9 protein-coding genes are annotated in these 12893 nt (G+C 73.4%); 4 read left to right on the top strand and 5 right to left on the bottom strand.

Annotation, left to right across the window (positions count from 1 at the left end; translation table 11 throughout):
* Positions 1-67 precede the first annotated feature (67 nt).
* Complete coding sequence (gene clpX, locus IE219_RS04630) at positions 68-1351, top strand: ATP-dependent Clp protease ATP-binding subunit ClpX (RefSeq protein ID WP_189975216.1); 1284 nt, start codon at positions 68-70, stop codon at positions 1349-1351.
* 72 nt (positions 1352-1423) lie between these two features.
* Here clpX and IE219_RS04625 read toward each other — a convergent pair whose 3' ends face one another.
* Positions 1424-2374: a hypothetical protein gene (locus tag IE219_RS04625; RefSeq protein WP_189975215.1), complete on the bottom strand. Its 951-nt coding sequence runs from the start codon at positions 2372-2374 to the stop codon at positions 1424-1426.
* 138 nt (positions 2375-2512) lie between these two features.
* On the opposite strand from IE219_RS04625, the gene IE219_RS04620 reads away from it, so the two are divergent.
* A complete protein-coding gene (locus tag IE219_RS04620; RefSeq protein WP_189975214.1) occupies positions 2513-5140 on the top strand; it encodes a valine--tRNA ligase in 2628 nt (875 codons plus the stop codon).
* A 64-nt stretch (positions 5141-5204) separates the two neighbouring features.
* Here IE219_RS04620 and IE219_RS04615 read toward each other — a convergent pair whose 3' ends face one another.
* From IE219_RS04615 to IE219_RS04600, 4 genes are all read right to left on the bottom strand, one after another.
* Positions 5205-6551 carry an XrtP-associated glycosyltransferase gene (locus tag IE219_RS04615; RefSeq protein WP_189975213.1) on the bottom strand — a complete coding sequence of 449 codons (1347 nt, stop codon included), beginning with the start codon at positions 6549-6551 and terminating at the stop codon, positions 5205-5207.
* Positions 6552-6600: 49 nt separating this feature from the next.
* Positions 6601-7743 (bottom strand): non-hydrolyzing UDP-N-acetylglucosamine 2-epimerase, encoded by a 1143-nt coding sequence (gene wecB / locus IE219_RS04610; protein WP_189975212.1) that lies wholly within the window; start codon positions 7741-7743, stop codon positions 6601-6603.
* A gap of 129 nt (positions 7744-7872) precedes the next feature.
* On the bottom strand, positions 7873-8577 hold the full coding sequence (locus IE219_RS04605; protein WP_189975211.1) for a response regulator transcription factor: 705 nt from the start codon (positions 8575-8577) through the stop codon (positions 7873-7875).
* Positions 8574-10043 (bottom strand): sensor histidine kinase, encoded by a 1470-nt coding sequence (locus IE219_RS04600; RefSeq protein WP_189975210.1) that lies wholly within the window; start codon positions 10041-10043, stop codon positions 8574-8576. The genes IE219_RS04605 and IE219_RS04600 overlap by 4 nt, the downstream gene beginning before the upstream one ends.
* A gap of 101 nt (positions 10044-10144) precedes the next feature.
* Between IE219_RS04600 and IE219_RS04595 the strand changes: the two genes are divergently transcribed.
* Together IE219_RS04595 and folC are read left to right on the top strand one after the other, a co-directional pair.
* Positions 10145-11287 carry a sensor histidine kinase gene (locus IE219_RS04595; protein WP_189975209.1) on the top strand — a complete coding sequence of 381 codons (1143 nt, stop codon included), beginning with the start codon at positions 10145-10147 and terminating at the stop codon, positions 11285-11287.
* 82 nt (positions 11288-11369) lie between these two features.
* Positions 11370-12890, top strand: a complete 1521-nt coding sequence (folC, locus tag IE219_RS04590; RefSeq protein ID WP_189975208.1) for a bifunctional tetrahydrofolate synthase/dihydrofolate synthase — start codon at positions 11370-11372, stop codon at positions 12888-12890.
* The last annotated feature ends 3 nt before the right edge of the window (positions 12891-12893 follow it).

The raw sequence follows: 12893 nt of genomic DNA, 5'->3' as shown, positions 1-12893 counted from the left end.
GTACCGTCGAATATGAGGCACCAGGAGTCGCTGAACCAAGCGCTCCCAGGCGAAGGGGAAGCACCTCGTGGCACGCATCGGTGATGGCGGCGATCTGCTCAAGTGCTCGTTCTGCGGAAAGAGCCAGAAGCAGGTGAAGAAGCTCATCGCGGGACCCGGTGTGTACATCTGCGACGAGTGCATCGACCTCTGCAACGAGATCATCGAGGAGGAGCTCGCGGAGACGAGCGAGGTGCGGTGGGAGGAACTCCCCAAGCCCCGCGAGATCTACGAGTTCCTGGAGGGGTACGTCGTCGGCCAGGAGCCGGCGAAGAAGGCCCTCTCGGTCGCTGTGTACAACCACTACAAGCGCGTCCAGGCCGGCGAGAACGGCGGCGCGCAGGGTCGTGACGACGCCATCGAACTGGCCAAGTCCAACATTCTGCTGCTGGGCCCCACGGGCTCGGGCAAGACGCTCCTGGCCCAGACCCTGGCCCGGATGCTCAACGTCCCCTTCGCCATCGCCGACGCGACGGCGCTGACGGAGGCCGGCTACGTCGGCGAGGACGTCGAGAACATCCTGCTCAAGCTGATCCAGGCCGCCGACTACGACGTCAAGAAGGCGGAGACCGGGATCATCTACATCGACGAGATCGACAAGGTCGCCCGCAAGAGCGAGAACCCGTCGATCACGCGCGACGTGAGCGGGGAGGGCGTGCAGCAGGCCCTCCTGAAGATCCTGGAGGGCACCACCGCCTCCGTCCCGCCGCAGGGCGGCCGGAAGCACCCGCACCAGGAGTTCATCCAGATCGACACGACGAACGTGCTGTTCATCGTGGGCGGCGCCTTCGCGGGCCTGGAGAAGCTCATCGAGTCGCGGGCCGGAGCCAAGGGCATCGGCTTCGGCGCCACCATCCGCTCCAAGCGCGAGATCGAGGCGAGCGACCAGTTCCAGGAGGTCATGCCGGAGGACCTGGTGAAGTTCGGGATGATCCCCGAGTTCATCGGCCGTCTCCCCGTCATCACCTCGGTCCACAACCTGGACCGCGAGGCGCTCCTGAAGATCCTCGTCGAGCCGCGCAACGCCCTGGTCAAGCAGTACCAGCGCCTCTTCGAACTCGACGGCGTCGAGCTGGACTTCGACCGCCCCGCCCTGGAGGCCATCGCCGACCAGGCCATCCTCCGCGGCACCGGCGCGCGCGGCCTGCGCGCCATCATGGAGGAGGTCCTCCAGTCGGTGATGTACGAGGTCCCGTCCCGCAAGGACGTGGCCCGCGTGGTCATCACGGCGGACGTCGTCCGCGACAACGTGAACCCGACGCTGGTCCCCCGGATCGTCAAGAACGACGGCCGCCACGAGAAGTCGGCGTAACCGCCCGGCTCATGTGAAAGGGGCGCCCCCACCGGACCGGTGGGGGCGCCCCTTTCACGTGGGTCCGCCGCGTCAGGACTTGACGCGGACCTCCTTGCGGAGCTTGGCGGCGATGCCGGAGAGCTCGTCGATGCTGCCGGCCTTGCCGGTCATCATGTCGGCGAGGTTGATGTGGAGCACGTAACCGATGGTGCTGTGGTCGCTCCAGGCGCACACCGGCATGGTCATCTCCTTGGGCCCGAGACCGCCGGAGTCGGCACCCGACTTGGTCTTGAGCTCCTGGCACTTCATCACGGCGCCGTCGAGCCCGGCGGGCGTGACCGTCTTGGGCTCGCCGATCAGCTCGCCCTCGCCCTTGTCCTTCTCAGCCTCGGTCTTCATGTTGGCGAAGACGTTGTCGAGGGCCTTCTCAGGGTCGTCGATCTCGCCGTACACGCCGCTGAGCGTGAGCATCTTGCCCGCCAGCGGGTTGCTCTTGTCCTGGACCTGCCACGAACCCGTGACCTGGGTGGGGTTCTTGACACCGAACTTCTCGGAGTTCTTGACGAAGTCGTCGTCGTTCTTCCCGGTGCTGCTCTTGTCCGGCGACTTCTTGTACTCGCCCAGCACCGTCTCCGGCGTGATCAGCTTGTGCGGGCCGTCGTTCGCGACGGAGGAGCCGCCCCCGCCGATCAGGAAGTACGCGGCCACCGCGATCGCCGCGACGACGGCGACCGCGCCGATGATCATGGGGGTCTTGCTCTTCGGCGCGGCCGGGGGGTGCGGCACGTAGCCGCCGGGGCCCTGGGGGGCGCCGTACTGCGGCTGCTGGCCGTACGGACCCGGCTGCGGCTGCTGCTGCGGGTGGCCGTAACCCTGCGGCGGCACGCCCTGCGGGGCCTGCTGGGGGTAGCCGTAACCGGGCTGCGGGGCCTGCGGCTGCCCGTAGGGCCCCGGCTGCTGGCCGTATCCCGGCTGCTGGCCGTAGGGGCCGGGCTGCTGCGGCTGCTGGCCGCCGTACGGCCCCGGCTGGTTGTAGCTCATCGACTGGTTCCCCTCACAGGATGTTTACGCGTAGCGAACATCCTGGCGGAAGGCGGCGGCGGGCGGGGCGGTGGGGGTCACACCGTTACCGAACAATCGCGTTTCGGGACACGCCCGCGACCCCCCTAAACTGGGCTCGTGACCGAGAACACTCAGCAGCAGACAGCGCCCACCACCGAACTGCCGACCCAGTACGCGCCGGCCGAGGTAGAGGGGCCGCTGTACCAGCGCTGGGTAGAGCGCGGGTACTTCGAGGCGGACGCGAAGAGCGAGAAGCCGCCGTACACCATCGTCATCCCGCCGCCGAACGTCACCGGCGCCCTGCACCTGGGCCACGCCTTCCAGGTCACGCTGATGGACGCGCTGACCCGCCGCAAGCGGATGCAGGGCTTCGAGACGCTGTGGCTGCCGGGCATGGACCACGCCGGCATCGCGACCCAGAACAAGGTCGAGCAGCAGCTCGCCGAGGAGGGCAAGTCCCGCCACGACCTGGGCCGGGACGAGTTCGTCGACCGCGTCTGGCAGTGGAAGGACGAGTACGGCGGCCGGATCCTCGGCCAGCTGCGCCGCCTCGGCGCCGGCCTCGACTGGTCGCGCGAGCGCTTCACCATGGACGAGGGCCTCTCCAAGGCCGTCCAGAAGATCTTCAAGGACCTCTACGAGGACGGTCTGATCTACCGCGCCGAGCGCATCATCAACTGGTGCCCGCGCTGTCTGACGGCCATCTCCGACATCGAGGTCGAGTACCAGGACGACGCCGGAGAGCTCGTCTCCATCCGCTACGGCGAGGGCGAGGACTCCCTGGTCGTCGCCACCACCCGGGCCGAGACGATGCTCGGCGACACCGCCGTCGCCGTCCACCCCGACGACGAGCGGTACCGGCACCTGGTCGGCAAGCGGATCAAGCTGCCGCTGACCGACCGCACCATCCCGGTCGTCGCCGACACCCACGTCGACCCCGAGTTCGGCACCGGCGCCGTCAAGGTGACCCCGGCGCACGACCCGAACGACTTCGAGATCGGCCGCCGCCACGACCTGCCGTCCCTGACGGTCATGGACGAGCACGGCGTCATCACCGTCCACGGCCCCTTCCTCGGCCTGGACCGCTTCGAGGCCCGCTCGGCGATCGTCGGCGCGCTGAAGGAGCAGGGCCGGATCGTCGCCGAGAAGCGCCCGTACATGCACTCGGTGGGCCACTGCTCGCGCTGCAAGACGACCGTCGAGCCGCGCCTGTCGATGCAGTGGTGGGTCAAGGTCGGCCCGCTGGCGCAGGCCGCCGGCGACGCGGTCCGCGACGGCTCCGTTGAGATCCACCCGAAGGAGCTCTCCAAGCGCTACTTCGACTGGGTCGACAACATGCACGACTGGTGCATCTCGCGCCAGCTGTGGTGGGGCCACCGCATCCCGATCTGGTACGGCCCCGACGGCGAGGTCGTCTGCGTCGGCCCCGACGAGGAGGCGCCCGGCACCGAGGCCGAGGGCTGGACCCAGGACCCCGACGTCCTGGACACCTGGTTCTCCTCCGGCCTGTGGCCGTTCTCCACGCTCGGCTGGCCGGAGAAGACCCCGGACCTGGCGAAGTTCTACTCGACCGACGTCCTGCTCACCGGCCACGACATCATCTTCTTCTGGGTCGCCCGGATGATGATGTTCGGCCTGTACGCGATGGACGGCGAGGTCCCGTTCAAGACGGTCGCCCTGACCGGCCTGGTCCGCGACGAGTTCGGCAAGAAGATGTCGAAGTCGAACCCGAACGCGGTGGACCCGCTGGACTGGATGGACGCGTACGGCTCCGACGCCGTCCGCTTCACCCTGGCCAAGGGCGCCAACCCGGGCGCGGACGTCCCGATCGGCGAGGACTGGGTCCAGGCGTCCCGGAACTTCGCCAACAAGATCTGGAACGCGACCCGCTTCGCGATGATGAACGGCGCCACCATCGAGGGCCCGCTGCCGGACGCCTCGGAGATGTCGGCGACGGACCGCTGGATCCTGTCCCGGCTCAACGAGACGGTCGCGCAGGTCGACGCCTACTACGAGGACTTCCAGTTCGCGAAGCTGAGCGAGTCGCTCTACCACTTCGCGTGGGACGAGGTCTTCGCCTGGTACGTCGAGCTGTCGAAGACCACCTTCTTCGCGGGCGGCGCGGGCGCCAAGGTCTCCGGCCGGGTCCTCGGCGAGGTCCTGGACGTCATGCTGCGGCTGCTCCACCCGATCGTCCCGTTCGTCACGGACACCCTGTGGACCACGCTGACCGGCGGCGAGTCCCTCGTGATCGCCGAGTGGCCGAAGGACTCGGGCTTCCGCGACGAGGCCGCCGAGAAGGAGATCGAGCTGGTCCAGCGGCTCGTCACCGAGATCCGCCGCTTCCGCAAGGAGCAGGGCCTCCAGGACGCCCAGAAGGTCCCGGCCCGCCTGGACCTGAGCGGCACCTCGCTGGCCGCGCACGAGGCGGCCATCCGCCAGGTGCTGCGCCTCCAGCCGGAGGGCGAGGGCTTCGAGGCCACCGCCTCCCTGCCGGTCGTCGGCTGCACGGTCTCGCTCGACCTGTCCGGCACCATCGACGTGGCCGCCGAGCGCAAGCGGCTCGCGAAGGACCTGGCCGCCGCCGAGAAGGAGAAGGCGCAGGCCGAGGCCAAGCTGGGCAACGAGGCGTTCCTGGCCAAGGCCCCCGACAACGTCGTGGACAAGATCAAGGGCCGTCTCGCCAAGGCGGACGAGGACATCGCCCGCATCCAGGCCCAGCTGGAGAAGCTGCCGCAGGCGTAGCCGTACCGCCGGAAGGGGCCCGGGACCATGACGGTCCCGGGCCCCTTCGGCGTGTCCGCGCCCCTCAGGACTCGGTGGCCACCGGTCCCACCCCGGCCGTCTCCGCGTTGCGCCGGGTCTTGGCCCAGCCGGTGCGGCCGCGCAGCAGCCGGACGAAGCCGCGCGCCGAGACGACGAACAGGTGGTAGGCGTACAGCCAGAGCGCGAGGCCCCACAGGACGCCGGTCAGCCGGGAGCGGTCGGGGGCGAACTCGCGGCGGTAGACCGGCCCCCACAGCACGAAGGGCACCACCGACACCAGGGCGAGGCCGAGCGCGAGCGGCCAGGCGGCGAGCAGCACCGCCCCGGCGGCCCCGCCGAGGACGAGCAGCACCAGCATGAGCGCGGTCAGCAGCAGCGTCGCCAGGTGCGCGACCGGCTGGAAGAAGGTGTAGAGCGATTCGAGGACGCCGCGCGCCCGGTAGTGGCGGGAGGAGACGATCCGGCCGGTGTAGCGGACGCAGGAGATGTTGCCCTGTGCCCAGCGGGTGCGCTGGGTGAGGAAGCGGCGGGTGTACGGCAGCGCCTCCTGGCTGACCCAGACGTCGTGGACGTGGGTGACGCCGTACCCGGCGAGCCGCATGTGCAGCCCCAGCTCGTAGTCCTCCAGGAGGGCGTCCCGCTGCCAGGGGCGGCGCTCGGCGGCGGCGATCCGGTCCAGGGCGGTGAGGCGGGTGAACTGGCCGTTGCCGCCGAGGCCGACGGAGCCGGTGCGGCGGCGCAGCAGCTGCATCGCGGTGTTGGAGACGGCGAACTCGGCGTCCTGCATGCGGATCAGGAGCCGCGCGTACGCGTTGGCGAGCCGGCCCCGGTCGGGCAGCGGGCGCTCGTCCTCGACGTTCCGCATCCGCACGCCGATCTGCACGCCGCCCGTGTCGGGGTCGCCGAAGGCGTCGGGGCCGCTGACCCGGGCGAGGGCGTCGGGGGAGAGCTGCCCGTCCGCGTCGACGACGCAGACGACGACCCGGGCGCGGTCGGTGCCGGCCGGCAGGTGCGCGTCGAGGGCGTCGTAGGCGGCGTTGAGCGCGGCGCCCTTGCCGACCCGGGCGTCGGGGCGGCGCCGGGAGACCAGGTGGACCCGGGGGTCGTGCGCGCCGAGGGCGGTGACGATCGGGCCGGTCAGGTCGTCGCTGGCGTCGTCGATGACCCAGACGTGCCCGGCGGGGAAGTCGGCGCGCAGCCGGGCGACGGTGGTGGCGATGACGGCCTCCTCGTCGCGGCAGGGCACGAAGAAGTGCCAGTCGTACGCGGCCGGGTCGCCGGGCTCGGTGGGCCGGCGGCGCGCGTAGGCGTGCCGGGCACCGGCCCAGTAGACGAGGAAGCCGCCGAGGAGGAGGAAGGGCAGGACGTAGAGGAGGAGCTGGAGGGACATGGGGACGGTCTCCGGGAGGGGGCAGGAGGGAGAGGGGTCCGGGGAGGGGTCAGGCCGCCATGGCGTGGCCCGAGCCGGGGACCGCCCGCTCCCGGGCGAGGTGGGCGGTGAGGTCGGCGATCCGGTCGGAGGCGGTGCCGTCGCCGTACGGGCTGGGCAGCGCGGACAGCCGGCGCAGTCCGGCGGGCCCCTCGGCGAGGCGGCGGCGGACGGCGGCGGCGATGGCCGGGCCGGGGGCGACCAGCTCGGCGAAGTCGGCCAGGGCCTCGGGGCGCTCGGTGGAGCGGCGGACCACGACCAGCGGGCGGCCCAGGACGGTGGTCTCCTCCTGGACGCCGCCGGAGTCGGAGACCAGCGCGGCGGCGTGCCGGGCGAGCGCGAGGAAGGTGCCGTAACCGGCCGGGGGCAGCACGGTCAGGCCGTCGAGGAGCCCGGTCAGCCCGGCCGCCGCGATCCGGGCGCGGGTGCGGGGGTGGAGCGGGAGGACCACCGGGAGCTCGGCGGCGAGGTCGGCGAGCCCGGTGAGGACGGCGGCGAGCGCGGCCGGGTCGTCGGTGTTCTCGGGGCGGTGCACGGTGGCCAGCAGGTAGCCGTCGGCGGCGAGGCCGTGGCGGGCGAGCAGCCGGGCCCGCTCCCCGGCGGGCGGCAGGTGGTCGCGTACGGCTTCGACGACCGGGTTGCCGGTGACGGCGATCCGGTCCTCGGGCAGGCCCTCGGCGAGCAGCAGGGCGCGGTTGTCGGGGGTGGCGGCGCACAGCACGTCGGCGAGCCGGTCGATGAGGACCCGGTTGTGCTCCTCGGGCATGGCCCGGTCGTGGCTGCGCAGACCGGCCTCGACGTGGACGAGGGGCAGGTCGCGGGCGTTGGCGGCGAGCGCGCCGGCGAGGGCGGCGTTGGTGTCGCCCTGGACGACGACGGCCAGCGGCGGGTCGGCGGCGAACAGCTCGTCGAGGGCGCCGAGCGCGGCGGCGACCTGGACGGCGCGCGGCCGGCCGCCGACGCCGGTGAGGTACTCGGGCTCGGGCAGGCCCAGTTCGGCCAGGAAGTCCCCGGACAGCTCGTCGTCGTAGTGCTGGCCGGTGTGGACGACGCGGGCGGCGGGGCCGAGGACGCGGATCAGTTCGGCGAGCTTGACCAGCTCGGGGCGGGTGCCGAGGACGAGGGCGATGCTGCGGGCGGGGAGGGTGTGCATGGGACGACGGTGCCGGGGGTCGGTGGCGGGGTCCGGTGGCGCACGGTTGCCGGACGGTTGTCATGGGCCTCCCGGGCGTTCTCGTGAGGTTGGTCCCGGGACCTTCGGCCCGTTTCGGGGTGTTCCTCGTCACCCGGCGGGGGAGCGGCGGTCGGTCGTCTCGTAGCGGTAGCCCAGGCCGCGTACGGACTCGATCGGGTCGCGGGCCAGCGGGCCGCCCGCGTACCGCAGCTTCCGGCGCAGCCGCAGCACCCCGAACTTGACCCGGTCGCGGCCGACGGCGGCGGCGTCGTCCCACACCTGGTCCAGGAGCTGCTCGGTGGTGACGACCCGGCCCCGGTTGCGGACCAGGAGCTGGAGCAGGCGGTACTCGATGTCGCTGAGCCGGATCTCGGTGCCCAGCCACAGGGCGGAGCGCCGCTCCGGGACCAGGCGCAGGTCCTGCTCGACCGTCTCGCCCGCCCAGCCGCCCGGCCCGGCGCGGCGCAGCAGCGCCTCGATCCTGGCCAGCAGCTCGGCCTGCGCGAACGGCTTCACCAGGTAGTCGTCGGCGCCGGAGCGCAGCGCCCTGACCCGGTCCTCGGGCTCGCCGAGGCCGGAGAGGACGAGCACCGGCAGATCGCTCATGTCCCGGGTCCGGTCCAGTACCTCCCAGCCGTCCAGTCCGGGCAGGACCAGGTCGAGCACCATCAGCGCGGGCCGCTCGGCGAACAGCAGCCGCAGCGCCTCCCGGCCGTCGGCGGCGAGGGAGACCTCGTACCCGTCCCGGGAGAGGAGCACCCGCAGGGCGAGCGCGAGGTCGGGATCGTCCTCGACGACGAGCAGCCGGGTCATCCGGCGGCCCCGCCGTCACCGCCCGCACGACCGCCGGGGCCCGGAGACGGGCCCGTACCGGGGTCCACCTCCGGCTGAGTGCCGGTGCCCGTGTCCGGGTCCGTGCCCGGCCCCGGGTTCGGGTTCGCGTACGGGCCGGGCAGGGGGAGGCGGAGGGTGAAGGCGGCGCCCGGGCCGTCGCGGCGGTCGCGGACGGTGAGGGTGCCGCCGTGCAGGCGGGCCGCCTCCCGGGCGCCCGCCAGGCCGAGGCCGGTGCCGGGGAAGCCGCCGCGCCGGGCGTTGGGGGCGCGCACGTACGGCGTGAAGACCTCCTCCTGGTACTCCAGCGGGACGCCGATCCCGGTGTCCTTCACCCGCACGGTCCAGCCGTCGTCCTCGTACCGCGCGCCCAGCTCCACCCGCCCGTCGGCGGGGGTGAAGCGCAGCGCGTTGGCGACCAGCTCCTCCAGCGCCCCGGTCAGCAGCCATCCGTCGGCGCGCAGCGGCGGGCCGTCCGCCGGGACGTCCACGGAGAGGTACGGCCCCGCGCCGCCGCCGCGCTGGAGCGCCTCCAGGGCCACCCGCTCGACCAGCTCGGGGACGAGGACCCGGCCGGGGCGGGGCTCGGCCACCGGCGCCCCGGCGGCCGACCGGGGCAGGTTCGCGGCGATCGAGCTCATCCGGCGGGCGTTGCGCAGCACCGCCTCCAGATAGCGGGTCTGCTCCTGGCCGAGCGGGCCGCCGGCCGGGTCGAGGAGCAGTTCGGCGAAGCTGAGGACGGTGGCGAGCGGGGTGCGCAGCTCGTGCAGGGCGCGACCGGCGAAGGCGGCCCGCTCGTCGGCGAGCGCGGTCAGCTCCCGCAGCCGCCGGTCCAGGTTCTCCCGCTCCTCGTGCCGCCGGGTGACGTCCTCGACGAGCAGCAGGTGCCCGGCGGGCCGGTCCGGGCCGCCGACGGGGGAGCGGCGGCGGCGCAGGACCCGGCCGTCCTCCAGGTGGTGGTCGGCGGTCCGGGTGACGGGCCGACGGCCGTGCGCCTCGGCGAGGAAGCGGTCGCGGTCCCCGGGGCGGGCGAGCAGCGCGGCGACGTGGGCGAGCAGCCGCCCGGTGCCGCCGGGGGCGGTCGGGTCCAGGTCGTCCGGCAGCCGCAGCACCTCGCGGAAGCGCCGGTTGACGTGGTGGAACCGCCGGTCGGCGCCGACCAGCGCGGCGGCCTGCGGCAGCGCGTCGAGCACGGCCCGCGCGAGCGCGCCGGGGTCGTCGTCGAGCCCCGCCCCGAGCTCCGAGCCGGGCTCCTCGGCGGGCTCCGCACTGGACCCCGCCACGGGCTCCGAGCCGGGCTCCGCCACGGGCCCCGAGCCGGGCTCCGCACCGGACCCCGCGCCGGGCTCCCCGCCGGGCGGCCGGGCCCCGGCCCCGTGGCGCGGCGTCCCGGCGGGCGGGGGTTCGGGGGCCGGAGGGCCGTCGGGGTCCGGCGGATGGTCGGGCACGTCTCCGAGTCAAACAGGAAAAAGGGCGAAGTGCCCGATCTCACGCCATCCGGGACTTCGGGTCCACCGCGTCGGGACCAAGGACCCTGGATGATGGAGGCATGCTCCGCCTCCCCGGCGTCCCCGCGCTGCGCCGCCACGCGGACCGGTGGGCCGCCTCGCCCCGCGCCCTCGACGTCGTCGCCGCCCTCAGCGCCTTCGGCCTGATGGTCCTGGACGTGCCGGGACTGGCCCGGGAGGACAACTCCCTCAGCGGGGTCACCGCCACCCTCGTCCTCGCCGCCGGCGCCGCCACCCTGGTGCTGCGCCGGCGCGCCCCCTGGGTGCCGTACCTGGTGGCGCTCGGCCTGATGGGCTGGCTGCACGAGGTCACGATGATCCAGTTCGCGCTGTACTCGCTGGGCCGCTTCCGGGGCCGGCGGGCCGCGATCGGCGCCACCGCGCTCTACATCGCCGTCGCCTACGCCCTCTTCCAGACGCCCGGCTGGCCCGCCCGGCACGGCGACACCCTCAGCGACTTCCTCAGCCTCGTCGTCCCGATCGGCGTCCTCTCGGCGGGCGTCGGCATCGCCGCCTACCGCCAGGACCTGGTCCGCGCCCTGGAGGCCCAGGCGCGGGCGGCGGCCGCCCGGCAGGCCGTCCAGGAGGAGCGCATCCAGGTCGGCCGGGACGTGCACGACCTGGTCGGCCGCGAGCTGACCGTGCTCGCCGTCCGCGCCGAGGTGCTCGCCGTCCGGGCCCGGGGCGGGGCGCACCAGCGGGACTTCGAGGAGCTCGCGGACACCGCCCGCCGCGCCCACCTCATGCTGAACGAGACCCTGGTGCGCCGCGCCGACCGGGAGGGCGCCACGCCCGGCCTGGAGGGGCTGGCCGAACTGGCCGCCGAGAGCGGGCGGCTGGGCGGCCCGGTCGCCCTGCGCGTCGCCGAGGAGGCGAAGGCGCTGTCCCCGCTGCGGCAGACCGCCGTCCACCGGGTGGTGAAGGAGTGCCTGACGAACGCCGCCAAGCACGCTCCCGGCCTGCCCGTCCGGATCGCCGTCGACGTGGCGGGGCCCGACCTGCGGATCGAGGTCCGCAACCCGCTGCCGAAGGACCCGCCGGACCGCGCCCCGGTCTCCACCGGCACCGGCCTCGTCTCGATGGAGGAGCGGGTCGCCAGCATGGGCGGCACCTTCGCGGCGGGCGTCCGGGGCGACGCGTACGTGGTGGAGGCCCGCCTCCCCTCCGGCCTCCCACCCCGCTGACGCGCCCCCGCCCGTCGGCCCCCGCCCCCCACTCGGGGGTGCGTCCGCCGTCCTGTCGGCGGGGCTCCGTAGACTGGGGGCCGTGAGTGACCCGAGCGATCCGCGCGACCACGCCGACGAGCCCGCCGACGCCTTCGACGACCTCGTCGACGCCGAGACCGGCCGAGACCCCGACCTGGCGGTGATCGAGGCCGGCAGCCGCACCCTGCGCACCCAGGCCGGACCGCCGCAGGGCGACCCGGTGCCGACCCGCCCCGAGGACCCCGAGGTGGACCGGGCGCTGCGCGAGGTCGAGACCGAGCTGTCCACCCGCTGGGGCGAGACCAAGCTGGAGCCCTCGGTCACCCGGATCGCGGCGCTCATGGACGTGCTGGGCGAGCCGCAGCGCGCGTACCCGTCGATCCACATCACGGGCACCAACGGCAAGACGTCCACCGCCCGCATGATCGAGATCCTGCTCGGCGCCTTCGAGCTGCGCACCGGCCGCTACACCTCGCCGCACGTGCAGACCATCACCGAGCGGATCAGCCTGGACGGCGCGCCGATCTCCGCCGAGCGGTTCATCGAGACGTACCAGGACGTGAAGCCGTACGTGGAGATGGTCGACGCCAAGGAGGAGTACCGGCTCTCCTTCTTCGAGGTCGTCACCGGCATGGCGTACGCGGCCTTCGCCGACGCCCCGGTCGACGTGGCCGTCGTCGAGGTCGGTATGGGCGGCACCTGGGACGCGACCAACGTGATCGACGGCTCCGTCGCCGTCGTCACCCCCATCGACCTCGACCACACCGACCGGCTCGGCGAGACCACCGGCGCCATCGCGACCGAGAAGTCCGGGATCATCAAGCGGGGCGCGACCGTCGTCCTGGCCCAGCAGCCGGTGGACGCCGCCCAGGTCCTCCTGAAGAAGGCCGTGGAGGAGGACGCCACCGTGGCCCGCGAGGGCATGGAGTTCGGCGTCGTCTCCCGCGAGATCGCCGTCGGCGGCCAGCTGCTGACCCTGCGCGGCCTCGGCGGCGAGTACGACGGCGTCTTCCTGCCGCTGTACGGCGCCCACCAGGCGCACAACGCGGCGGTGGCGCTCGCCGCCGTCGAGGCGTTCTTCGGCATCGGTGCCGACCACGCCCGCACCCTCGACGTCGAGACCGTCCGGCAGGCCTTCGCCCGGGTGACCTCGCCCGGCCGCCTGGAGGTCGTCCGCTCCTCCCCGACGGTCATCCTGGACGCCGCGCACAATCCGCACGGCGCCCGCGCCACCGCCGAGGCGGTCTCCGAGGCGTTCGGCTTCTCCCGGCTCATCGGCGTCGTCTCCACCAGCGGCGACAAGGACGCGCGGGGCTTCCTGGAGGCCTTCGAGCCGATCTTCGCGGAGATCGTCGTCACCCAGAACTCCACCGCGCGCGCCACCGACGCCGACGCGCTCGCCGCGGTCGCCGTCGAGGTCTTCGGCGAGGACCGGGTGGTCGTCGAGCCCCGGCTGCCCGACGCCCTGGAGGCGGCGATCACGCTCGCCGAGGAGGAGGCCGAGTACGGCGGCGCCGGCGTCCTGGTGACCGGTTCGATCTTCACGGTCGGGGACGCCCGGCTGCTGCTCAAGAGGGGCTGACCC

Source organism: Streptomyces termitum (assembly GCF_014650175.1).
Lineage (GTDB): Bacteria > Actinomycetota > Actinomycetes > Streptomycetales > Streptomycetaceae > Streptomyces > Streptomyces termitum.
This window is presented reverse-complemented; position numbering and strand designations above follow the sequence as displayed.

Excerpts from the sequence above, each read along its gene's own strand:
- IE219_RS04625 (WP_189975215.1), bottom strand. The coding sequence starts at position 2,374 with ATGAGCTACAACCAGCCGGGGCCGTACGGCGGCCAGCAGCCGCAGCAG.
- IE219_RS04595 (WP_189975209.1), top strand. The coding sequence starts at position 10,145 with ATGCTCCGCCTCCCCGGCGTCCCCGCGCTGCGCCGCCACGCGGACCGG.
- wecB (WP_189975212.1), bottom strand. The coding sequence starts at position 7,743 with ATGCACACCCTCCCCGCCCGCAGCATCGCCCTCGTCCTCGGCACCCGC.
- IE219_RS04605 (WP_189975211.1), bottom strand. The coding sequence starts at position 8,577 with ATGACCCGGCTGCTCGTCGTCGAGGACGATCCCGACCTCGCGCTCGCC.
- IE219_RS04615 (WP_189975213.1), bottom strand. The coding sequence starts at position 6,551 with ATGTCCCTCCAGCTCCTCCTCTACGTCCTGCCCTTCCTCCTCCTCGGC.